This window comes from Ideonella sp. A 288 (assembly GCF_002198735.1).
Taxonomy (GTDB): domain Bacteria; phylum Pseudomonadota; class Gammaproteobacteria; order Burkholderiales; family Burkholderiaceae_C; genus Pseudaquabacterium.
The window spans coordinates 79,468-102,313 of sequence record NZ_MWLO01000131.1; the positions used below are offsets into that span (position 1 = coordinate 79,468).

18 protein-coding genes are annotated in these 22,846 nt (G+C 73.6%); 8 read left to right on the forward strand and 10 right to left on the reverse strand.

Annotated elements, in window-relative coordinates:
* Window positions 1-38 precede the first annotated feature (38 nt).
* The 3 genes from EOINJALH_RS18180 to EOINJALH_RS18190 all read left to right on the forward strand — a co-directional run bounded on the left by EOINJALH_RS18180 (window position 39) and on the right by EOINJALH_RS18190 (window position 2,558).
* Entirely contained in the window at window positions 39-1,340 is a 1,302-nt protein-coding gene (locus EOINJALH_RS18180) for a D-amino acid dehydrogenase (RefSeq protein ID WP_088282638.1), read from the forward strand.
* A gap of 134 nt (window positions 1,341-1,474) precedes the next feature.
* Window positions 1,475-1,933, forward strand: a complete 459-nt coding sequence (locus EOINJALH_RS31880) for a DUF4440 domain-containing protein (protein WP_088282640.1) — start codon at window positions 1,475-1,477, stop codon at window positions 1,931-1,933.
* A 328-nt stretch (window positions 1,934-2,261) separates the two neighbouring features.
* Window positions 2,262-2,558, forward strand: coding sequence for a YciI family protein (locus EOINJALH_RS18190; protein ID WP_158219807.1), 297 nt, complete (start codon window positions 2,262-2,264; stop codon window positions 2,556-2,558).
* 48 nt (window positions 2,559-2,606) lie between these two features.
* Here the strand turns inward: EOINJALH_RS18190 and EOINJALH_RS18195 are convergent, their stop codons facing one another.
* Window positions 2,607-2,927: a hypothetical protein gene (locus EOINJALH_RS18195; RefSeq protein WP_144290080.1), complete on the reverse strand. Its 321-nt coding sequence runs from the start codon at window positions 2,925-2,927 to the stop codon at window positions 2,607-2,609.
* Window positions 2,928-3,158: 231 nt separating this feature from the next.
* Between EOINJALH_RS18195 and EOINJALH_RS33520 the strand changes: the two genes are divergently transcribed.
* Both EOINJALH_RS33520 and EOINJALH_RS32230 read left to right on the forward strand, forming a co-directional pair.
* On the forward strand, window positions 3,159-3,446 hold the full coding sequence (locus tag EOINJALH_RS33520) for an AbrB/MazE/SpoVT family DNA-binding domain-containing protein (protein WP_088282646.1): 288 nt from the start codon (window positions 3,159-3,161) through the stop codon (window positions 3,444-3,446).
* A 163-nt stretch (window positions 3,447-3,609) separates the two neighbouring features.
* Entirely contained in the window at window positions 3,610-3,870 is a 261-nt protein-coding gene (locus EOINJALH_RS32230; RefSeq protein ID WP_199873415.1) for a type II toxin-antitoxin system VapC family toxin, read from the forward strand.
* 109 nt (window positions 3,871-3,979) lie between these two features.
* On the opposite strand, the gene recD is transcribed toward EOINJALH_RS32230, so the two are convergent.
* The 4 genes from recD to EOINJALH_RS18225 all read right to left on the reverse strand — a co-directional run bounded on the left by recD (window position 3,980) and on the right by EOINJALH_RS18225 (window position 14,126).
* Complete coding sequence (gene recD, locus EOINJALH_RS18210; RefSeq protein ID WP_088282648.1) at window positions 3,980-5,917, reverse strand: exodeoxyribonuclease V subunit alpha; 1,938 nt, start codon at window positions 5,915-5,917, stop codon at window positions 3,980-3,982.
* Window positions 5,914-9,651: an exodeoxyribonuclease V subunit beta gene (recB, locus tag EOINJALH_RS18215; RefSeq protein ID WP_088282650.1), complete on the reverse strand. Its 3,738-nt coding sequence runs from the start codon at window positions 9,649-9,651 to the stop codon at window positions 5,914-5,916. The genes recD and recB overlap by 4 nt, the downstream gene beginning before the upstream one ends.
* 56 nt (window positions 9,652-9,707) lie before the next feature.
* Window positions 9,708-13,130 carry an exodeoxyribonuclease V subunit gamma gene (recC, locus tag EOINJALH_RS18220; protein WP_088282652.1) on the reverse strand — a complete coding sequence of 1,141 codons (3,423 nt, stop codon included), beginning with the start codon at window positions 13,128-13,130 and terminating at the stop codon, window positions 9,708-9,710.
* 63 nt (window positions 13,131-13,193) lie between these two features.
* Window positions 13,194-14,126, reverse strand: coding sequence for a hypothetical protein (locus tag EOINJALH_RS18225; protein WP_088282654.1), 933 nt, complete (start codon window positions 14,124-14,126; stop codon window positions 13,194-13,196).
* Window positions 14,127-14,409: 283 nt separating this feature from the next.
* Here EOINJALH_RS18225 and EOINJALH_RS18230 point away from each other — a divergent pair, with 283 nt between their 5' ends.
* From EOINJALH_RS18230 to EOINJALH_RS18240, 3 genes are read left to right on the forward strand one after another with little or no spacing between them, the layout of a single operon-like run.
* Window positions 14,410-14,952, forward strand: coding sequence for an ECF-type sigma factor (locus EOINJALH_RS18230; RefSeq protein ID WP_088282656.1), 543 nt, complete (start codon window positions 14,410-14,412; stop codon window positions 14,950-14,952).
* 5 nt (window positions 14,953-14,957) lie between these two features.
* Window positions 14,958-17,846 carry a serine/threonine-protein kinase gene (locus EOINJALH_RS18235; RefSeq protein WP_144290081.1) on the forward strand — a complete coding sequence of 963 codons (2,889 nt, stop codon included), beginning with the start codon at window positions 14,958-14,960 and terminating at the stop codon, window positions 17,844-17,846.
* 32 nt (window positions 17,847-17,878) lie between these two features.
* Window positions 17,879-18,220 (forward strand): hypothetical protein, encoded by a 342-nt coding sequence (locus EOINJALH_RS18240; protein ID WP_088282660.1) that lies wholly within the window; start codon window positions 17,879-17,881, stop codon window positions 18,218-18,220.
* A 72-nt stretch (window positions 18,221-18,292) separates the two neighbouring features.
* On the opposite strand, the gene EOINJALH_RS18245 is transcribed toward EOINJALH_RS18240, so the two are convergent.
* The 5 genes from EOINJALH_RS18245 to EOINJALH_RS18265 form a co-directional block, all read right to left on the reverse strand.
* Window positions 18,293-18,754 carry a hypothetical protein gene (locus EOINJALH_RS18245; protein WP_088282662.1) on the reverse strand — a complete coding sequence of 154 codons (462 nt, stop codon included), beginning with the start codon at window positions 18,752-18,754 and terminating at the stop codon, window positions 18,293-18,295.
* A gap of 154 nt (window positions 18,755-18,908) precedes the next feature.
* Window positions 18,909-19,709, reverse strand: coding sequence for an amidohydrolase (locus EOINJALH_RS18250; protein WP_088282664.1), 801 nt, complete (start codon window positions 19,707-19,709; stop codon window positions 18,909-18,911).
* Complete coding sequence (locus tag EOINJALH_RS18255; protein WP_088282666.1) at window positions 19,702-20,670, reverse strand: tripartite tricarboxylate transporter substrate binding protein; 969 nt, start codon at window positions 20,668-20,670, stop codon at window positions 19,702-19,704. The genes EOINJALH_RS18250 and EOINJALH_RS18255 overlap by 8 nt, the downstream gene beginning before the upstream one ends.
* 65 nt (window positions 20,671-20,735) lie before the next feature.
* Entirely contained in the window at window positions 20,736-22,202 is a 1,467-nt protein-coding gene (locus EOINJALH_RS18260) for a LutB/LldF family L-lactate oxidation iron-sulfur protein (RefSeq protein ID WP_088282668.1), read from the reverse strand.
* A partial coding sequence (locus EOINJALH_RS18265) for a lactate utilization protein C (RefSeq protein WP_144290082.1) occupies window positions 22,199-22,846 on the reverse strand: 648 nt, incomplete at its 5' end. The genes EOINJALH_RS18260 and EOINJALH_RS18265, both read right to left, overlap by 4 nt.

The following is a 22,846-nucleotide window of genomic DNA, read 5'->3' on the forward strand; positions in this document are numbered from 1 at the left end:
CACCGGTCGTGCGCGACACCCGTTCTCGGAGCTTCTCCATGCAAGTCACTGTTCTGGGCGCCGGCCTGCTCGGCGTCACCTCGGCCTACTTCCTTCGCCAGCTGGGCCACGACGTCACCGTCGTCGACCGCCAGGCCACGCCGGCCGCCGAAACCAGCTTCGCCAACGGCGGGCAGATCTCGGTCAGCCACGCCGAACCCTGGGCCAACCCGAGCGCCCCGCTGAAGGTTCTGAAGTGGCTGGGCCAGGAAGATGCGCCGCTGCTCTTCCGCGTGCGCGCCGACATGCGCCAGTGGCTGTGGGGCCTGCAGTTCCTGCGCGAATGCACGCCGGCGCGCACCCGCCACAACATCGGCCAGATTGTGCGCCTGGGCACCTACAGCCGCGACACGCTGCAGCAGCTGCGGCGCGATATCGGCATCGCCTACGACGAGCGCACGCAGGGCATCCTGCACTTCTACACCAGCCAGGAAGAGTTCGACGGTGCCGAGGCGCCGGCCGCGCAGATGCGCGCGCTGGGCTGCGACCGCCGCGTGATCTCGGCCGACGAGGCGGTGCGCCTGGAGCCCGCGCTGCGCCACATCCGCCCGCAGCTGGCCGGTGCCACCTACACCGCCGAGGACGAGTCGGGCGACGCCAACCGCTTTGCCCGCGAGCTGGTGGCGCGCTGCATGGCCGACGGCGTGCAGTTCCGCATGAGCCACACGGTGACCGCGCTGCGCGAGGCCGGTGGGCGCATCGACCACGTCGAGGCCACCGACGAGGAAGGCCGCTTCCAGCGCCTGCGCGCCGACGCCTTCGTGCTGGCGATGGGCAGCCTGAGCCCGCTGTACACCCGGCCGCTGGGCATCGAGCTGCCGATCTACCCGGCCAAGGGCTACTCGGTGACCATGCCGGTGAAGGACGCGTCGATGGCGCACCAGGTGTCGCTGACCGACGACGAGTACAAGCTGGTCTTCTCCCGCCTGGGCGACCGCCTGCGCATCGCCGGCACGGCCGAGCTGAACGGCTACGACCGCGACCTCAACCGTGTGCGCTGCGAAGCCATCGTGCGCCGAGTGGAGCAGTTGTTCCCGGGCGCCGGCGATGCCAGCCAGGCCCAGTTCTGGACCGGCCTGCGCCCGGCCACGCCCAGCAACGTGCCGATCATCGGCCGCTCGAAGTTGCCCAACCTGTTCCTGAACACCGGCCACGGCACGCTGGGATGGACGCATTCGTGCGGCTCGGGCAAGAGCATTGCGCGCATCGTGAGCGGCCTGGCGCCGGAGGTGGACTTCGCTTTCACCGGGGTCGACGCGCACCGCGGTGGGCGGCCGGCGACGCTCGCGCGGGCGGCCTGAGCGGGCGCGGGCGCCGCCCTGTCGCGCAGGCCGTCGGCGAGCACGCGAAGGGCCGGGGCTTTCGCGGCAGGGCGAACTCGGCCACACTGGTGCCGCTGTCCCACCCCTCAGGTCGTGCCTGCGGAGGATCCATCGTGCACAAGCGCCTGGGCCTGTTCGTTCTTGCCGCCTCACTGGCAGGCTGCGCCGGCATGTCGACGCACCCGCCGGGAATGCCGGCACCCGAGGCCGTCGTGCCGGAGATCGCTCGACAGTTCAGCGCCTGCGACCTGGACACACTCGTCGGACACTACTCGCCGGCCATCGAGTTCATCTCGCCGAGCACGCCGCAGCCGTTGGTCGGCCACACGGCGATCCGGCGCTATTTCTCGGGCGCCTGCCAGGGCCGGTTTCGCCCGGTCATGCGGGTCGAGGCGCAACAGGTGCGCCTGCTGTCGGCAGACGCCGCCGTCGTCACCGGCCGCTACAGCTTCGGCCGCACCGACCGCCCGGACGACACGCCCTGGCCTGCGTTCTTCGTCATCACGCTCAGGCGCGACCAGGGCGTGTGGCGGATCGAGACGCAGGCCACCTTCGCGATTCCCGAGGGGTGACACGCCGCCACACGGACGCTGTCCGGTGTCGCCGCAGCGCCGCGATCACCGGGCCCGGCTGCGGCCTCAAGACCGAGTGTGCCGCCTGCGGTGGGTGCGGCACAGACCGCATCCCCGCCTGCCACGTCTGGCCCGAGTCCGGCGCACGCGACCGGCGGCAGCTCGGCGATGCCGTATCGTCGACACTTCACCACCGAGTTCGCCCATGCACCTCGCATCCCGCCAAGCCACTGTCGCAATGGCCGCCACGCTGCTTGCCGCGCTGACCGGTCCCGCGTTCGCAGCCCCGGCGGCGGCGGCCGCCACGGGCACCACGGAGGCCAGACCCATGAAAGACATCCGCTTCGTCATCTTCCATGCGCCGGGCCCGCGGTGGCAAGCTGGCAAGGGCATGTTCGATCAGGAGGGCCTGCAGGGCCACCTCGACCACTACCGCAAGCTGCACGCCGACGGCAAGCTCGCGCTGGGCGGCCCGCACCTCGACGACCAGGGCGGCGGCATGATGATCCCGGAAGCCGGCCTGACGAAGGAGGAACTCACTGCCTTCGCCGAGGCCGACCCGGCGGTGGCGAGCGGCCTGCTGCGGGTGCAGGTGCGGCCGTGGCTGGTGGGCATGAAGAAGTGACGGCAGCGGCCCCAGGTGCCGGGCCCCCGGCGCCCTGATCCCGCCCGGTCACCCCACGTGGTGCGGACCCTGAAGCCATCCCGCAGCGCCGATGGTGAAGAAGCCGGGACCGGCCTGCCATCCAATCGAATCGAGGTACCACAGCACCAGGATCACCGCGATGATGGGCGCGGCGAGCACGAAGAAGATCCACACCGTCATCAGGACCGGCCACACGTCCTTCACCCAGAGCACGCGCAGGTCTTGCCAGACGGCGGTGGCCGCTTCCGCGAATTCCTGAATCCACACGCGATTGGTCATGATCTGCCCCGGCCAGTCCTCACACTCGTTGTCGGCATGGGGTGCGGGAACTGAAGCCACGGCGTCCATGTGAACGCTCGGACCTTCAGATCCTGCAGGCCACTCGTCCGCGCCAGGGTGGCGGTTGAGCCTTCTGCCAGTGCCTGGCGTCGTGGGCATCGATCAGTCGGCGAGCTGCATCGCTGCGTTGTGGTTGTGGGTCAGCGGACAGAGGCCGATGAGCCCATTGCCGGCGGTCTGCGCCGGCTGCAGGAGTCCTACTTTGAATTCGTACTTCAATTTCTGCTCATTGGAGGCCACATGCATGTGACGGAGAAGGGCCAGGTCACGATCCCCAAGCACATCCGTGATGCGGCCGGTGTTGCGCCTGGCAGCGAGGTCTCCTTCAGCCTGGAGGGCAGCAGGATCGTCATCACACCGGTGGCTACATCGGTGAAGCAGGACCGGCGCGCGATGCTGCGTGCCGCGGCGGCGCGTGTCAGGGGCAGCCTGAAGCCTGAGTTCAGGCAGTTCGGTGCCGACGAGATCATGGATTTTCTGCGCGGCGATGCTGCCGCCCCGGCTGCCAAGCGCCATGGCCGTCGCTAGCCTCAGCAACTGCGATGGCAGCGCAGGAACTCTGGTCGACACAAACGTCTGGGTCGACTGCATCGACGAGACCAGTCCGTGGAACGAGTGGGCCGTCGAATAGCTGCAACGCCTGAGCGAGCGCGCCCCGCTTCACGTCAATCAGATCCTCTACACGGAACTGTTGGTTCCCGGGCCCGACATCGATGCGCTGGATGCGCTTCTCGACGTCTACGACACACTGCGCAGTCCGCTCCCGTGGGCTTGCGCATCGTTGACTGCATCGGCGTTTGCCACCTACCGCAGCCGCGGCGGTGCCAGGCAGAAGCCGATTCCCGGCTTCTACATTGGCGCCCATGCCGCCGCCGCAAACCTGAGTGTGCTCACCCGCGATCCGGCGCCGTACAGAAGCTACTTCCCTCGGCTCGTCGTCGTGGCCCCTTGAGGCCATTGCAGCCCGTGGATGCGGCATTCAACGCAAGGGCTGCGTTGCCTCGATTCCACAAGGTCGCCCACGCTTCGACTGCCTGGAGCACGCGTCGATCTTGGCGGCCTCAGCCCAGATCGGGCCTGGCGGCAACCTCCGCCTTCCCCAGCCGCGCGATCAACCCCGTATCCCGCCGCGTCGCACTGCGGATTGCCTGCTGCAGCACGTCGGCACTGCCGCACAGCGTCACCCGCTCGCGAGCCCGCGTCACCGCGGTGTAGAGCAGTTCGCGCGTCAGCACCCGACTGCGCCGCTCGGGCAGCAGCACGGCCACGGCATCGAACTCCGACCCCTGCGCCTTGTGCACCGTCATCGCGAAGGCGGTCTGGTGTTCCGGCAGGCGCACCGGGGCGATGGCGCGGAAGCCGCTGGCGCCGTCGGCGAAGTGCACCATCAGTTCGCCCGACGCCGGGTCGGGCAGCGCGATGCCGATATCGCCGTTGAACAGGCGCAGCACCGGGTCGTTGCGCAGCACCATCACCGGGCGGCCGGCAAACCAGGGCGAGCGCTCGTCCAGCCCCTGCGCCAGCGGCGTGCCGGCCAGCGACTGGCGGGCGTGGCGGGTCAGCCGCTCGTTGACGGCGATCACGCCGCGCCGGCCCTCGCGCACCGCGCACAGCACGCGGAAGCGATTGAAGGCGCGCGTCACCGCGTCGGGGTCGTGCGGCGTGTCGTGCACCGCGGCCAGGTGCCCGGCATAGCCCGCGATCAGCAAGGGGTCCAGCGCGGCGGTCGCCGTGGCGGGGTGGGGGGCGTTGGCCGCTTGGCCGCCGTCGTCGTCCAGCCAGCGCACCACCGCGTCGTCCCCGTGCTGCCGCAGTGCCGCCAGCGCCTCGTCGGCACGCCCGGCGTTGACCAGCGCGGCCAGCCGGGCGATGCCGGAATCGGCCGCGAAGCGGAAGTTGCGGGTGAACCAGACCACGCTGTCGCGCAGCGCGCTGGGCTGCGCGGGCGGTGGCGGCGCGGGCTGGCCGGGCGGCAGGCCGCACCAGGCGGCGATGTCGCGCGCGCAGGCCGGGCTCAGCGTGGGGTCGGCGCACAGTTCGGAGAACACGGCGCCCGATTCCACCGACGCGAGCTGGTCCTTGTCGCCCAGCAGCACGATGCGCGCGCCGGGCGGCACGGCGTCCAGCAGGCGGCGGGCCAGCGCCAGGTCGAGCATCGAGGCCTCGTCCACCACCAGCGCGTCGATGGCCAGCGGGTGGCCGGCGTGGTGGGTGAAGCCGTGGCCTTCGCCGCGCACGCCCAGCAACCGGTGCACGGTGAAGGCCTCGGTGGGCAGCCGCTCGGCCAGGTGCCGCGGCAGGTGCGCGGCGCGGCTGCGCAGCGCCTCGGTCATGCGCGCGGCGGCCTTGCCGGTGGGGGCGGCCAGCGCGATGCGGCACTGCGCGTCCTGTGCCACCAGGCAGGCCAGCAGGTTGACCACGGTGGTGGTCTTGCCGGTGCCGGGGCCGCCACTGATCACCGTGAGCCGCTGGCGCAGCGCCAGCGCGGCGGCCACCATCTGCCAGTCGGTCTGGCCGGCGGCGGCGCCCGCGGCGTTGGCGGCAAACAGCGTGCGCAGCAGCGCGCGCGTGTCGTCGTCGATGTCGGCGGGCGGCGCATTGGACGCGTCGATCAGGCGCTGGGCCAGCCGGCGCTCGTGGTCGAAATCGCGGTGCAGGTAGAGACGGTCGTCGTCGTCCAGGATCAGCGGCATCGCGCCGCGGGCGCTCGGCGTGCCGACGACGCCCGAGGCCAGCAGCGCCCGTCGCCACGCGGCACTGTCGGCGGGCGGGCCGCTGTCGTCGTCGGCAGGGTCGCCCATGTCATTGGGGGCGCTCAGGTCGTCCAGCGACAGGCACACATGGCCCTCGGCGGTGGCCAAGCCCAGCCGCCGCGCGGCCTCGGCGGTCTTCCGGGCGACGTCCGCCGGTGCGCCGGCCTCCTGCGACCAGCGCTCGATGCGGCGGGCTAGGCCGTTGGCTAGGCGTTGCTCGGGGGACGGGGCCTTGGGGTCGGTCATGGCATCGATTCGGCCAGGCCCAGCAGGTCGGCCAGCTGCTGCAGCGTGGCCTCGTCGGGGCGGTGGAAGTGCACGCCGGCGGGGGCGCCGCCGGCCAGCCGCCAGGCCGGCCGCACGCCGCGCACGAACAGGTACAGCACGCCGCCGAAGTGCCGGTCGTGGTCGTAGCCCGCCAGGCGCTGGCGCAGGTGGCGCTGCAGCGCCAGCGCGTACAGCAGCGCCTGCAGGTGGTAGCCGTGCGAGGCCATCGCCGCGCCCACGGCGGCGGGGCCGTGCTCGGCGGCGGTGCGGCCCAGGTGGTTGGACTTCCAGTCGACGACGAAGCAGCGGCCGTCGTGCTCGAGCACCAGGTCGATGTAGCCCTTCAGGAAACCTCGCAAGGGCGCAAAGCCCAGCCGCGGCGTGGGCAGCCCCTGGGCGGCCAGCCAGCGGTTCAGCGCCTCGGGCTCCAGCTGCGGCGCGGGCAGGTGAAAGGCCAGCTCGTTCAGGCGCCGCGCCGGCGTCACGCCGGCCAGCACCAGCGGCCGCGCGGTGCCCACCGGCAGCTCGGTGGCCAGCACGTCGGCCAGCATGCGAGCCACCATGCGCTGCCGCAGGGCGCCCTCGGCCGCGTCGGCCACCGGCGGCAGCGCCGCGCCATGGGCCTGCAGGGCCTGGGCGATGGCGCCGGGCCAGCCCTCGGGTCGCGCGAAGTCGGCATGCTCGAAGACGGCGTGCAGGCATTCGCCGGCCGCCGCGCCGCGCGGAAAGCGCAGGATGTCGTCGTCGGCCAGCGGCGCGGGCTCGGCGGGCTCGGCGGCGTCGTCGGGCACCGGCGCCTCGGCGCGCGCGTCGTGGTCCACGGCCGCCTGCTCGTGGCGCGCACCGTGCACCAGCGCGCTGTAGCTGCCGATGCGCCAGGCGCCGGGCAGGGGGGCCGGCGGCGGCAGCGCGGCCAGCGGGTCGGCGGCCGATGCCTCCGGCGCCAGGCGCGTGCCCACGGTGCGCGGCAAGGCCCGCACGGCGATGGCGCCCGGCGCGGCGCGCGCGGCCAGGGCCTGCCACGCGGCATCGATGGCCTCGGGCGTGGCGCCGTCCTTGTCCTGCAACCAGGCGTCGGGCGTCCGGCCCTGGCCGGCCACCAGCCAGTTCAGCACGGCGCGGCCGGCCTGCTTGGCGCTGCCGCCGCCCTTGGACGTGCGGGTGCGGTAGGCGCCGGCCACCACGCAGCCGCGGTGCACCGCGCGCGTCAGCGCCACGTAGACCAGCCGCAGCGTCTCGGCCGCGTCTTCGAGCTTGATGCCCTGCTTGACGACCGCGTCGTCGTACTCGCCGTCGAAGCCCTTGCGGAAGTCGATCACCGTGCGGCCGTCGGCGTCGTGGTATTCGACGCCGTCGGTCGCGTTCTGTGGCCGCAGGTGCCCGTCCCACAGCACCGGGCAGAAGACCACGCCGTACTCCAGGCCCTTCGACTTGTGGATGGTGACGATCTGCACCAGGTGCTGGTCGGATTCCAGCCGCAGCTGGGTGGCCTCGTCGCCCAGCGTCGGGTCTTGCCGCTGGCCGGCCAGCCAGCGCAGCAGCGCATCGGGCGTGGGGTGCTCGGCGGCGGCCTGGTGCAGGCATTCCACCAGGTGCAGCAGGTTGGTCAGCCGGCGTTCGCCGTCGGGGCGGCGCAGCAGTCGTTCGGCCACGCGCTCGGCCGCCATCATCTGGCGCAGCATCAGGCCCGGGCCGCGCCGCAGCCAGGTTTCGCGCCAGGCCGAGAAGCGCTGCACCCAGCCCAGCAGGGTGGGCTCGTCGCCGGCCAGTGCGTCGATGGCGGCGGCGTCCTGCCCCAGCAGTTGCGTGGCCAGCGCGGCCTTCAGCAGGCGTTCGCGCGAGGGCTGCAGCACGGCCAGCAGCAGCCGCTCCAGTTCTTCGGCATCGGGGCTTTGGTAGACGCTGGCCTGGCTGAGCTCGATGCTGCCCACGCCCAGCGCGGCCAGCGCCTGGCGCACCTGGCTGCCCTGGCGCCGCGTGCGCACCAGCACGGCGATGTCGCCGGCGCCCAGGGGCTGGCCGCCGATCGTGATCTCGCCGCGGCGGCCGGCGCCGATCAGCCGCGCGATCTCGGCGGCGGTGGCGTCGATGGCGGCCTGCACCGCGGCGTCCTTGTACAGCGGCAGGTGGCCGCTGCGTTCGCGGGGCAGCAGCCACACGTCCAGCGGTGCGGTGGCCAGCGCCGATGGGGTGGTGTCGACGAAGGCCTTGCGCGGCTTGGCCCCCAGCCCCACCGGCCGGTAGTCCAGCCCGGGCAGCATGAAGGCCGCCGGGTGGCCGCCGAACAGCGCGTTCTGCGCATCGATCAGGCCCTGCGACGAGCGCTGGTTGTCGGCCAGCGTGTGCTCGCCCTGGGTATGCTGGCGCGCGCCCAGGTAGGTGTGCAGGTCGGCATTGCGGAAGCGGTAGATCGCCTGCTTGGGGTCGCCGACGAGGAACAGCGTGCCGTGGCCCTGGCCGTGCAGCGTGAGGAAGATGTCGAACTGCAGCGGGTCGGTGTCCTGGAACTCGTCGATCAGCGCCACGGGGTAGCGCGTGCGCAGCGCCTCGGCCAGGCCGGGCGAGGCGCCGGGCTGCAGTCGCTGGTGCAGGTGCGACAACAGGTCGTCGTAGGCCACCACGTGGCGCGCGCGCTTGGCCTCGCGCAGGGCCTCGGGGCCGTCGGTGAGCAGGCGGCGCAGCAGGCGCAGCCGGGCCAGGCGCTGGCCGGCCAGCACGGCGCTGCGCGCGTCGAGCACCTGCTGGGCGGCGGTGAAGAAGGGGTGGGTGGGGGTGGTCTTGCCCTTGTTCGTGGCCTTGACCAGCGCCGCCGTCCCGAGCAGGCGGACCTTGGCGTCCTTCTCGCCGCCGGCTGGCGGTGCCAGCACCGATTCGGCGCGTCCATCCTGCAGCCAGGCATCCCACTCGGCCGCCGCCTGCGCCACCGTGGTGTCCTTGTAGCTGCTGGCGTTGAGCGGGCCCTTGCCGATGGGGATGAGGCCGAGGATGTCGCTGCGCGCCGCATGCCACAGGGCACCTGCGGTGGTCACCGCCTCGGCCAGGGCGGCCAGCGTGTCGCCGTTGGTCGGCGCATCGATCGCCTGCGGCCAGCGCAGCTCGGCCAGCGGCTTGGCGACGCGCCGGCGCAGCAACTCGGCCAGCCGCTCGGGCGTGTCGCCCTTGGCGTCCAGCGCGGCGATCAGCGTGGGGTCCACGCCCTCGGCCGCCACGTGGCGGCGCCAGAAGTCGAAGGCCACCTGCTGCACCAGCTCGCGGTCGTCGGTGAGCGCGTCCAGTTCGAAGGGCTGCTGCGTCGTGAACGGCGTGTCGAGCAGGGCGCGGTGGCAGAAGCCGTGGATCGTGAAGATGGCCGCCTCGTCGAAGCGCTGCAGCGCCAGGTCGAGCTGGCGCTGCAGGGTGTCCTCTTCGCGGCCCGCATCGCGCAGCCGCGCGATCAGGTCGCGCACGAAGCCGTCGCCGCCCGGCGGCGCGCTGCCCTGCACATGGGCCAGCGCCTCGGCGATGCGCTGGCGGATGCGCTCGCGCAGTTCGGCCGTCGCGGCCTTGGTGAAGGTGACGACCAGGATCTGCTGCACCTCGAGCTGCCGCTCCAGCAGCAGCCGCAGGTACAGGCCGCAGATCGCCCAGGTCTTGCCCGTGCCGGCCGAGGCCTCGATGAGCTGCACGCCGGCCAGCGGCACGGTGTGGACGTCGAGCCGCTGCACGATGGTCACTGGAGTACCTTCGTGCTTCGCACTCCGGTATTCGCCCTTGGGGCGGCCCGGCGGGCTCATGCGGTGTCGTCCGGCATCACGCACATCAGCATCGGCCCGAACACCCGGTGCGCGCAGTCGCGGAACACCTCCACGCGCTCGTCGTCCAGCGGGCCGGGCAGGCCGCGCAGCGCCAGCCGCACGGCGGGGTCGGCGTGGTCGGACCACGCGGTGGTCAGGCCGCCCTCCCAGGCCGTGCGCGCCTTGGCCAGGCTGTCGCCGCCGTCGACGAAGGCCCAGGACGTGCGCGGGAAGAAGTACAGCGGTTCGCGCAGGCCGTGGCCGACCAGCCGCAGCAGGTCTTGCAGTGCCTCGCGCGGTTCGTGGCAGGGGCCGAAGCGGATCTCGTCGTCGCGCGTCAGCCAGGTGGTGACGGGCTCGACACCGGCGGGCTGCAGCGCGCACAGCATCAGGTGTTCGAGCCAGGCGTCCAGGCGGTCGCGCGGCGACGGCTCGGCATAGCGCCAGCGCACCACGCCACCGGGGCGCAGGCCGCCGAAGGCGGCGTGCAGGCGCCAGGTCTGGCCGTCCACTGGCAGGTCGAGCGTCAGCGATTGTGGCGGCAGCACCGGCACCCGCGTGTGGGCACGCACCCGCTCGGCGAAGGCCTGCAGGGCGCTCACTTCGCGGGTCAGCCACATCGCCCCCAGCGCGCCTTCGGGGGCCTCGGTGCCGGCCAGGGCCAGGCGCTGCGCCTGCGCCGGGTCGGCACCGGCCAGCAGCGCGGGCAGCAGCCGCGCGGCCAGCGCGCTGCGCTGCGGCCAGCCGGCCACGGCCGCCTCGTCGTCCTGCAGTTCGTCGTCGGGGCGCGGCAGGTCCAGGCCCAGGCGGCGGCGCAGCAGCGTGCGGCAGGGGTGGCCAAAGAAGGTCTGCAGTTGCGCCAGGGTGAGAGTGCGGTGTTCGTCGCCGGGCTCGGGCAGCGGCGCGGCGAACATCGGCGCCGCGCCGTCGGGCCAGGGCTCGTCGTCGAGCTCGGTGTCGGCCTCGTCACTGTCGACGGCCGCGTCGACGTCCTCGTCGCTGTCGGTGCCGGACGCCGCCGGCAACGGCCCGCCCGGCACCTCGGCCGCCATCGCCGCGCGGCCGCGCAGCGCCTGCGCGTACTCGGCATGGTGGCTGCGCAGCGGCAGCGCACTGTCGCTGCGGAACGGCGCCTCGGCAAAGGCCTGCAGCGGGTGCGCCACCACCAGCCGTGCGCGGGCACGGGCGAGTGACGCAGGATCGGCCGGGTGGTCGGTGATCGCCGGCACCAGCGTGTCCAGCAGGTCGGCCACCAGCACCGACGGCGGCAGCGCCGAGTTGTCGCGCACGCTGCGGCCGACGTGGCTGAGGTGCAGGTGCTCGCGCGCGGCCAGCAGCAGGTCGAGGAACAGGTTGCGCTCGTCCAGCCGGCGCTGGCGGTCGCCGCGGCGGGCGTGGGCGGCCATCAGGTCGAACTCGGGTGACCGCGTGGCGCTGGGGAAGGCGCCGTCGTCCAGGCCCAGCACGCAGACCACGCGGTAGGGCAGGTGGCGTAGGCTGCTCATCGACGAGAAGGTGATCGCGCCCGACGGCACGCCGCCGCGCGCCGGGTCGTCCAGCAGCGCCTCCAGCGCCTGGCGCACCACGTCCAGCGGCAGCGCGGCGCGCAGGCCGCTGTCGGTGAACTGCCGGCCCAGCGTGGCGATGGCTTCGCGCAGCTCGCGCAGGTCTTCCTGCTCGCCGTCGTCGGCGGCGATGAACCCGTCCAGCGCGGCCGCCAGCAACGGCGGCCAGTCGTGCGGCGGCAGCGGTACCGCGGTGCGGCGGCGCAGCTTGGCCAGGTCGTCGACGAAGCCGTCGAGCACGCCCAGTCGCAGCGCCTGCGAGCCTTCCATCGCGCCGCTGGGCAGGCGGCCACCGAAGGGCTCGGCGATGTCGGCGGGCAGCGCGTGGCCCAGGAACAGCCGGTCCAGCCCGTCGGCCAGCGTGTGCCGCGCGGTGGCGGGCAGGCCCAGGCTGGCGCGGTGCTCGGCGTCCAGGCCCCAGTGCACGCCGGCGTCCAGCAGCGCGCCGTGCAGCGCGTCCAGGTCGGCCGCATCCAGCCCCAGGCGGCGCGCCACCGGCGGCTGCTGCATCAGCCCGAACACCGCGCTGGCCGCGAAGCGCGAAGGCGGCAGCGCCAGCAGCATCAGGTAGGCGCGGGCCAGGCCGTTGACGCCGCTGCGGCCCAGGCCGGTGACGGTGTAGGGCAGGGTGCGCTCGGGCGGCGTCGTGCCGAACACCGCGTCGATCAGCGGCGCAGCGGCCTCGAGGTCGGGCAGCACCACCAGGATGTCCGACGGCGCCGGCGGCCGGGGGCCGGCCAGCAGGCCGAGCAGCCGGTCGTGCAGCACCTCCAGCTCGCGCGTGAGCGAGTGGCATTGGTGCACCTCGATGCTGCGGTCGCCGTCGGCCAGCGCCACCGAGCCGGGGGCCAGCTCGGTGAGCTCGAGCACGGCGTTGTGCAGCCGGGCCAGCAGGGTGTCGCCGGGATGGCGTTCAAAGTGAGCGTCGTCGACGACGCCGTCGCCCACCGCGTCCACCAGGCCGGCCAGCTGCGACTGCGTCTGCTGGCCCCAGGCGGCGAGCAGGCGCTGGCCCTCCTCGTGCAGGTCGGCCTGGCCGCGCGCGGCCAGCCAGGCCAGGCGGCGGCGGTCAATTACCTCGAACCAGTACTCGCCGCAGGGGTTCAGCGCATGCACGTGCAGGTCCATGCAGCCGCCCAGCGCCTGCAGCAGGCCCAGGTGCACCGGCGGCAGGGTCGGCAGGCAGAACACTTCGGCCCGCGCCGGCAGGCGGCCCGAGGCCACCAGCGCCGGGCCCTCACGCCGCAGCGCGTCGAGGAAGGCCGCCGTGGGCGACGCGCCGCCGGCCGGCGCCTCGGCCGCCAGGCGACGCCACAGCGACGCCTGCCAGGCGCCGTCGGGGTGGGCGGCCGCGGCGGTCCATCCCGCATCGGCGACGGGCGGGGTGGCGGCCGGGCCGTCGCGCCAGGCCTCCATCCACTCGGGCCGGTAGGTGAGGTACTGGTCGAAGAGCCGCGCGACGCGGCCGGCCAGGTCGTGCCGCATCGTCGCGTCGGCCTGCGCCAGGTAAGACGCCAGGCGCGGGTGCGTGGCCACCCAGTCGGCATCGGCCAGTGCGTCGAACACCCGCCAGGTGAGCTGCGACGGCGTCCAGGGCGATTCGGCCGGCAGGCTGGGCACGCCGGGCACCACGCGGCCCATCTGCGACCACAGCCACTGCGCCAGGTACGAGAAGCGCACGTTGGCGCAGATGCCGTGGCGGCGCGCCAGCGCCAGCGTCACCCAGCGCTCCACCGCGGCGCTGGGCACGATCACCTCGTCGGGCACGAAGACCGAGCCGCTGGGCTCGCCCAGGCGCTGCACCAGCCCCTGGGCCAGGGTCTCGAAGCGGTTGGCGAAATGGATGTGCAGCATCGGCGGCGGGGCAGCGTGGGGCCCATTCTGGATGGGTTTGCGCGCCCCGCCGGCGCGGCGGCGTCAATACAGCTTGCGCGGCAGGCCGATGGCGGGGTCGCCCACGATGGTGAACACCGGCACCTGCTGGTCGGGCAGGCCGCCCGGCAGGTGGATGACGCGCACGCCGGTCTGCACATGGCGGCTGCGCCGCACCGACAGCGTCACCAGCGACGCCAGCGGGCCGAGGCGCTGCTCGGCGTCGGCGATCAGCCGCTGGCTGACCTTCTTCGACAGCTTGGCCATGCCCTTGCGGATGCCGGCCTCGATGTCGTCCTTGCTGACGCACAGGCCGACGATGAAGTCCGGGCCGGGCAGGTCGATGTCGATCTCGCCGGCCTTGGCCTCGATGAGGCGGCCGAGGTCGGCGCTGGTGGAGCCGCGCACATGGGCCTTGAAACGCACGTCGCCGCCGTCCTTCTCGGCGCGCACGTCGACGGCGCTGGAGGTGATGGTGGCGCGCAGCTTGTCGAGCTTCAGGCTCTTGCGCAGCGCACCCAGTTCGTCGTCGAGTTCGGCCTGCGAGATGCCGTCGGCGGGGCCCAGGCTGGTCGGGAAGATGTACACCATCTGCCGTTCCTGCTGTTCGGCCACCGACACGTCGCTGAACTTGAAGGGCGCGCAGCGGTACAGCGGCGACAGCACCGGCAGCGGCGGCAGGCCGGGGAAGGGCGAGGGCACGCTGTCCAGCTGGAAGGCCACGACCTGCCCGCGGAAGGGCTTGAAGCCGTCGGGCACCTCGAAGCCGAAGCGGCCGGCGCTGTCGGTGTCGGCCTTCAGCGACATGGGCGGCACGAAGCCGCCCTCGAACTGGCCCGTGGGCACGTCGGTGGCCAGGTGCACGCGGGCCTTGCCCCAGGCGGCGTGGCCCGCGGTGGGCTTGCCGCCGGTGGCCTGCCAGCTGGCAGCGAAGGCGGCGATGTCGGTGATGCGGCGAAGTTGACCCTTGATCTTCATGGCGATGGCTCCTGTGGGGTGGGCGGTGGCAGGGTCGGCCGGGTGGGCGGCCCTGTCGCGTCGGGGCGCGTCGTGCGACCCTTGCACTGGTAAAGACGCGATGCGGCGACAGAACGGATCACCTGCGACTGCAAAGGCACGGGCCGCACTCCTAGAATCCGCGCCGAACCCGTCGATGACAGCGCGCCCCCACGCGGCGAAATCCGCGCCGCCGCCCCCCGAGGGGGTTGAGTCCACCCGGGAGCGGCCCTTCGTTGACTCATGAGGTGATGCGGGAGCCCCGATGAGCGAGATCACACTGCTGCTGTCCCAGTGCCGCGCCAACGAGGCCGGTGCCCGCGACCGGCTGTACGCGCTGCTCTACCCCGAGCTGAAGCGCCTGGCGCGCAGCCACCTGGCGCGCTCTGGGCCGATGACGCTGGACCCGTCGGCCATCGTGCACGACGCCTGGCTGCGCTGCGAGGGCGCGGTGCCACCGGGCAGCCGCGGCCAGTTCTTCGGCTACGCCAGCGCGGTGATGCGCAGCGTGATCGTCGACCACGTGCGCGAGCGCGCGGCCGACAAGCGCGGTGGCGGTCTGCAGGCGGTGACGCTCAGCACCGCGGCGCTCGACGCGCTGCCGGCGCAGGCCGGCGCGCTGGAAATCGACGAGGCGCTGGCCGCACTGGAGCGCGCCGACCCGCGGGCGCACCAGATGGTGGAGATGCGCTACTTCGGCGGCATGACGCTGGAGGAGATCGCCGAGGTGATGGGCGTGTCGGTGCCCACGCTGAAACGCGACTGGCGCCGCGCGCGCGCCTTTCTCTACGACTTCCTGAGCGGCTGATCGCCTTGGCCGAGCGCCCCCCCAGCCCCGTGGGCGCGCCGGCCGTTGCGGGCGGCACGACCCAGGCGCGGCGCGAGGTGCTGGCGCTGTTCGACCGCTGGGCCGATGCCGACGACGCCGGCCGCGCAGCCCTGCTGGCCGAACTGCAGGCCGTGCAGCCCGGGCTGCACGCGCGGCTGAAGGCGATGATCGACGCCGACGCGGCGGCCGAGGCAGCGGGCTTCCTCGATGGCGCGGGCCTGCCGATGACGACGACGGCCCACGGCCCGACCGCGTCGCCTGGCACCGAGTCCTGGGCCGGCGTGCGGCTGGGCCCCTGGTGCCTGGACGAGCAGATCGGCATCGGCGGCATGGGCGAGGTGTGGCGCGCGCACCGCGCCGATGGCCTGTACGAGGGCCAGGCCGCGGTGAAGCTGTTGCAGGCCGGCCGCAGCCGTGCGCACGACGACGCCCGCTTTGCGCGCGAGGGCGATTTCCTGGCGCGGCTGAGCCACCCGCACATCGCCCGCCTTCTGGACGCCGGGCGCGCGCCAGCGGGGCACCGCTACCTGGTGCTCGAACTGGTGAGGGGCGAGCGCATCGACCTGTGGTGCGACGAACGCCGGCTGGCGCTGCCGGCGCGGCTGGCGCTGTTCGCGCAGGTGTGCGAGGCGGTGGCCTTCGCGCACAGCCATCTGGTGGTGCACCGCGACCTGAAGCCCGCCAACGTGCTGGTCACCGACGACGGCCAGCCCAAGCTGCTGGACTTCGGCGTCGCCAAGCTGGTGGATGCCGACGCCTCGGAGGCCACCGGCAGCACCGGTGCCAGCGAGCTCACGCGCGAGGCGCCGGCCGGCCTGACGCCCGAGTACGCCGCGCCCGAGCAACTGGACGGCCGCCCGGTGAGCACCGCCACCGACGTGTACGCGCTGGGCGTGATGCTGTTCGGCCTGCTCACCGGCGCGCGGCCCTACGCGGCCGGGGCCGGCAGCATCGCGCGCCTGACGCGGGCGGTGGTGGACGAGCCGCCGCTGTCGCTGCAGCAGGCCCTGGCGGCCCTCGATGCCGAGGGTCGCCAGCTGGCCGCCGAGCGCCGCGGCAGCACGCCCGACGGGCTGGCGCAGGCGCTGCGCGGCGACCTCGAATGCATCGTCGCCAAGGTGCTGCAGAAGGCGCCGGACGAGCGCTACCCCACCGTCGCCGCGCTGCGGGATGACCTTCTGCGCCACCTGCACGACGAGCCGGTGAGCGCGCAGCCCGACCGCCTGGCCTACCGCGCCTGGAAGTTCGCGCGGCGCAACCGCGTGCCGGTGGCCGCCACCGCGGCGGTGCTGGCTGCGCTGGCGCTGGGCGCGGCGGCTGCCACCTGGCAATGGCGCAGCGCGCTGCACGAGGCCCGCCGCACGCAGGCGGTGGTGGACGTGCTGACGCGGCTGTTCACGCAGATCCAGCCCGAGGAGGCCGGCCGCGCGCAGATCAGCGTGCGCGAGCTGCTGCACCGCGGCTGGACCGAGGTGGAGCGCGGCCTGGAGGGCGACGCCGAACTGCGCTCGCAGGTGTCGTGGTCGTTGGGCATGATGCTGAGCGCCGCCGGCGACGTGCCCACCGCGCAGCGCGCACTGACGGTGCGGCGCGACCAGCTGCGGGCCACCGGCCGCACCGGCACGCGCGACTACCTGCGCGTGCTGCTCGAGCTGGGCTTCTTCGCCGCGCAGCTGGCCGACCACGCCAGCGCGCGGCAGCACTACGACGAGCTGCTGGCCACCGCCGCGCGCGTCGGCGCGGACGATACCGAAGAGGCCGCGATGGCCCGCCTGCGCCTGGGCACGCTGGCCCGCGCCGAAGGCAAGCTGGAGGACGCCGAGGCCGCGCTGCGTGGTGTCGAGGCCGAGGCCCGCAGCCGCTGGGGCGAGCGCCATGCGACGCGGCTGCTGGCCCTGGACGAGCTGGCCGAGCTGCTGCGCCAGCGCGGCCGCTGGGACGAGGCCACGCGCCTGTACACCGAGCTGGCGCAGCTGGCCCCGGCGCCGCGCGGCGCGGTGGCGGCGCGCGCCCAGCTGTCGGCGGCCACGCTGCTGGTGGAGCGCGGGCGTTTTCGCGAGGCGGCCGAGCGGCTGCCGCCGGCGGTGGCGCTGTCCGCCGAGGTGTGGGGCGAGGCCGACATCACCCACACCACCGTGGCGCGGCTGTGGCTGGCGCAGGCGCTGTTCCGCAGCGGCCAGCACGCCCGCAGCGACGACGTGGCGGCGCTGGCGCTGCGCCACGCGCGCGAGGCCGGCAACGACTACGGCCGCCTGGTGATCCAGGTGCTGATGGCCCGCCACACGCTGCGGCGCGGGCAGGTGGCGCAGGCATTGCCGATGATCGAAGCCAGCCTGGCCGAACTGGACGCCGGCGGCGACGCGATGAAACCGCTGGCCGAGCGCGCCCGCATGCTGCAGGGCGAGGCCCTGCTGCGCCAGGGCGATCCGGCCGGCGCGCGGCAGGTGCTGGACCGCACGCTGGCCGCGCAGCGCGCGCTGTACCAGGATGCCGACACCGACCTGTGGCCGACGCTGGCGCTGCGCGCGCTGGCCCGCGACGCGACCACGGACGCGGCCGCGGCCCGGGCCGATGCCGACGAGGCCGCGCGCATCGCGCAGGCCCTGCTGCCCGACGGCCACCCCGACCGCCACGTGGCGCGCGCGCTGGCGCTGCACGCGGCCTGGGTGTCGGCCGGCGCCGACGAGCCTGCCGTCGGCGCCGCGCGCGAGGCGATGCACACGGAGCTGGCGGCGCTGGCCAAGGCCCTGGGGCCGCGGCCCAACCTGGCGCCGCTGCAGGCGCTGCAGCAGCGGGTGAACGCCCCGTTGGCGCAAGGGCGGCCGATGGTGTCAGACTGGCGGGCCGAGCTGTTGGCCCTGTTGGCCTATTGACGCGACCCGCAGGGGCCGCTGGAGGAACGACGATGCGATTCGACCTGTGCCCGATGACCCGACCGTCCCGCCTGTCGAGCGGCCCCCGGTGCGCCGCCACGGTGGCGCTGCTGGCGGCCCTGGGCCTTGCCACGCTGCCGGTGGCTGCCGTGGCCGCGCAGCCTGCGCCGACCCAGGCTCAACCTGCCGCGGCCGCGTCGGCCGGCCAGGCCAAGGTGACAGCCTCCAAGGCCAACGTGAAGGTCAAGCCCAAGAGCAGTGGCTCCGCCCCAGGTGAGGAGTGCGGTGCCACCTCGGGCGTCAAGGTGCCGACCTGGCCGAAGTGCCCCGGCCCGGACAAGATCGGGGTCAAGGCGAAGCAGGCCGGGTCGTAGGCCCGAGCCGGCGGTTCCATCACCCCGGGGAAAGCGCCCCGGGGCTGGCCGCTGGTTGCTGCGGCCCGCCGGTCAGACGCCGATGCCCACCTGCAGGGGCGGCGTGTTCTTTGAGATCGAGGCCGAGCCCAGCGTCACCTTGGCGTAGATCTCGTCGCTGCGCGGGAAGGGCACGGGCGACTGCGGGGCCGGCTTGCCGAGGATGACGATGCCCTTGTCCTCGTCGAGCGTGTCGTTGCTGATCGAGCGCGTCTCGTTGATCGCCACGTTGCCCGCGACCAGCACGGTGATGTTCTTGTAGGGGCGCGGGAAGGGGATGGCGGTCCACTTGAAGGTGTAGATCAGGTCGTCGGCCGACGAGTCGTCGGACGGGCGGTTGTCCGAGGCGCTGTCGTCGCCGTAGACGCCGATCTCCAGCTTGTAGGTGCGGCCCACGTCGCTGGCATCGAAGTTGAGCGTGCCGGTGACGGTGACGTTGCGGCTGTTGCCGGACGAGTTGGCGACGGTGACGAGGGGGTTGACGATGCTGGCCATGGTGCGTTTCTCCTGGAGGGTGCGGTGCGGGCCCGTTGGGCGCCGCGGGAGGGTGAAGCGGGCACCTCGCCCGGCTTCTGCAGGTACAGACGCACTGGTGGCGAAAAACGGATCACGGGCCGGCGAAAAAGATCCGCCGCGCCTCGCACGGGGGTCAGCGATAGATCGCGGGCGGTCCCCGTCGCAGCGCCTCTGCGGCGCTGAGGCCCAGGGCGTCGACCACCGGTTGCCAGGTGCTGGCATAGGGCGGCAGGGCGGTGGGTGCGAAGGCGGTGTGCGGCCAGTCGGAGCCCCACACCAGGCGCTCGCCGAACAGCGCGGCCACCCGCCGCACCAGGGGCAGGAGTTCCGCGTAGGGCGCAACGGCTCCCAGCCGGTACCAGCCGGAGAGCTTGACCCAGGCACCTTGCGCGGCCAGCGAGTGCAGGGCGGCCCACGCCGGGTCGTCGGCATCGAGTTTGGCGCGCATGCCCGCCAGGTGGTCGAGCACGCAGGTCACGCCGCTGCCCTGGTGCAGCGCCGCCACCTGCGGCAGCTGCTGCGGCGCCACGTACCACTGCAGGTGCCAGCCGCGCGCCCGAAGCCGCGGCGCCAGGGTGGCGAAGCGCCGCGCCGGGTCGGTGTCCTCGCCCACCGGCGACACCAGGTTCAACCGCGCGCCGCGCACGCCGGCGGCGTGCATCGTGTCGAGCGCGTCGTCGCCGATGGCGTCGTCGATCACCACCACGCCGCGGTGGCGGCCGGGCTCGGCGGCCAGCGCGCGCAGCAGCACGCCGTTGTCGGTGCCGTAGACGCTGGGCTGCACCAGCACCAGGTGGTGCACGCCCAGCGCGGCCGCGGTGGCCTCGATCTCGGCCAGCGGCCGGTGCGCCGGGCGGTAGTGGCCGGCCCGGGCCGGCGCGTCGGCGTCGAAGACGTGGACGTGCGCGTCCCAGCCCTGGGCCAGGTCAGTCACGGGTGATGCCCCGCTCCTTGACGACGCGGCCCCACAGCACCTGCTGCGCCTTGAGGAAGCGCGCCGCGTCACCGTCGAACACGTCGCCGCCCAGCGCGCGCACGCGGCCCAGCACCTCGGGGTCGGCCATCGCGCGGCGCAGGGCGGCCACCAGCGTGTCGCGCACCGCCGCGGGCAGGCCGGCCGGGCCCAGCACGGGGTTCCATTCCAGCACCTCGTGGCCCTTGACGCCGGCCTCGGCCATGGTCGGCACGTCGGCCAGCGCGCGGCAGCGCACCGGGGCCGTCACCGCCAGCGCGCGCAGCCGTCCCGACTGGATGTGGCCCAGCGACGAGGCCACGTTGGCGAAGAACAGCGGCACCTGGCCGCCCATCACGTCGGTCATGGCCGGGCCGCCGCCGCGGTAGGGCACATGGGTGAGTTCCACCTTGGCCAGCTGCTCGAACAGTGCGCCGGCTAGGTGCTGGGCCGAGCCGTTGCCCGACGACGCATAGGCCAGCGCCTTGGGCCTGGCGCGGGCCAGGCGCAGCACGTCGGCCACGCTGCGGGCCTCGAAGCTGGGCGTGCAGACCAGCACGTTCGGAAACTGCGCCAGCACCGCCAGCGGCGTGAAGGCGGTGTCGGGGTCGTAGGGCAGCTTGGCGAACAGCGCCGGGTTGACGGCGAAGGACGAGGCGTCGAGCAGCAGCGTGGTGCCGTCGGGCGCGGCGCGCGCCACCTGCGCCGCGGCGATGGTGCCGCTGGCGCCGGGCTTGTTCTCCACCACCACCGGCTGGCCCAGCGCGTCGGCCAGCCGCGGGGCGATCAGGCGCGCCATCACGTCGGCACCGCCGCCCGCGGGGTAGGACACCACGAGCGAGATCGGCTTGCCGCCGCCCAGCTCGGCCGCCAGGGCCGGCCAGTGCAGCGAGGCGACGCCGGCGAGCAGGGCGTGGCGGCGGGTGAAGAGGGGTCGGGTCATGCAGGGCTCCTGTCTCGGCGGTCGGCCCCCATTGGACCCCAAAGCCGCGCTGCCGCCCCCGCAGCTCACAGGCGCTCGCGCAGCCCCCGGGGCGCCAGCCGCATCGGCGTGCGGTGGGCCGTCCAGCCACCTTGCCAGTGCGGCGTGAGCCAGCGCAGGCGGTGGCCGATGCGCATGGCCACGCGGTACAGGGCGGGGCGCTCGTTGAGCCAGGCCCAGGCCTTCCAGGCCAGGGCCTCGCGCCAGTCCTTGGCGCTGGCCTGGCCGCCCAGCGGCGCGCGGCCGGGGGCGGCGTCGTGCTTGGCCGCATGGCGCAGCTGCATCAGCAGCTCGGGGATCGGGATGCCCACCGGGCACACCTCGGCGCAGGCACCGCACAGGCTGCTGGCGGTGGGCAGGTCCTGCGTGGGCTCCAGGCCCAGCAGGTGCGGCGAGATGATCGAGCCGATGGGCCCCGGGTAGGTGGTGCCGTAGGCCAGGCCGCCGATGCGCGCGTACACGGGGCAGTGGTTCATGCACGCGCCGCAGCGGATGCACTGCAGCGTGGGGCGGAAATCGGCGTCGCGGTAGGCCTGGCTGCGGCCGTTGTCCAGCAGGATCAGGTGCATCTGCTCGGGGCCGTCGAGTTCGCCGGGGCGGCGCGGCCCGCTGATGACGTTGAGGTAGGTGGTCACCGCCTGGCCGGTGGCCGACCGGGTGAGCAGGCCGAACAGCGGCAGCACGTGCTCGAAGCGTTCCACCACCTTCTCGATGCCGGTGATGGCGATGTGCACCTTGGGCACGGTGGTGCACATGCGGCCGTTGCCTTCGTTTTCCACCAGCACCAGCGTGCCGGTCTCGGCGACCATGAAGTTGACGCCCGAGACGCCGATGGCCGCGTCGCGGAACTGGTTTCGCAGCACCTTGCGGCCGATGGCGATGAGCGCATCGACGTCCTCGGTGTAGGGCGTGTCGGGGATGTGCTGCGCGAACAGCTCGGCGATCTGCTGCTTGGTCTTGTGGATCGCCGGCATGATGATGTGGCTGGGCCGCTCGTCGGCCAGCTGCACGATGTACTCGCCCATGTCGGATTCGAGGCAGTCGATGCCGTGCTCGGCCATGCGGTGGTTCAGCTCGATCTCCTCGCTGACCATCGACTTGCCCTTGATCATGCCGGTGGCGCCATGCTCGCGCGCCAGCGCCAGGAAGATGGCGTTGGCGTCGGCCGGCGTGGCCGCCCAGTGCACCTGCACGCCGCGCTCGGTGAGCTGCGCCTCCAACTGCTCGAGCAGGTCGGGCAGCTTCGACAGGCTGTACTGCCGCACCGCCTCGCCGACGCCGCGCAGCGCCTCGAAGTGCGGCAGCTGCGCGCTGGTGCCGCCGAAGTGGGCGGCGCGCTTGGTCTGCAGGAAGTCCATCGCGCTGCGGAAGCTGCGGCGCAGGTGGGCGTCGTCCACCGCCTCCTGCGTGTTGGCCTTGAAGTGCCGCGGGTCGACGAAGTGCAATGGCGCAACGGTGGCGCCGGCGGCGGCCGATGCGGTGGACTGGTTCATGGCTGCGTCCCTTCGGGGTTGGCGGTGTCGAGCACCAGCACGATGATCAGTTCCTTCGGGCCGTGCGCGCCGTAGGCCAGCACCTGCTGGATGTCGGCGGTCTTCGACGGGCCGGTGACCAGCAGCAGATTGGTCGGCAGGTCGTCGGCCACGCGCAGCGCATACAGCGCCGCCGGCAGCCCGGCGTACAGGCGGCTGGCCCGCAGCACGGCGATGTGCACCGGCGGCACCAGCGACAGCGTGCGCGGCTCGTGCGCGCCGGGCCGCAGCACCAGCGTGCCGGTGTCGGCGATGCCGGCCTCGGCGCTGGTGATGCCGGCGTCGATGGTGTCGAACAGCTCGGTCTTCCAGGTGTCGATCGGCTGCTCGAAGCGCTTGACCTGCAGGCCGTCCAGCGCCTGGTCGAGCCCGGGCTGCAGCGGGCTGGCCGCGCCGATGGCCACGCGGGTGAGGCCGCGGGCATCGAGTGCGGCGCGCACCGCCGCGGGCCAGTCGGCCGGGCCGGCCTGCAGCACCTCGGCACGCCAGCCACGCGCGGCCGTCTCGAAGGGCGTGACCAGCGTGGCCGGGTCGATGCGGTCGCCCCGGCTGCCGCGGCCGTAGGGGCCGTCGAGGTAGGGCGCGAGGTCGGGCGGGGGCAGGGT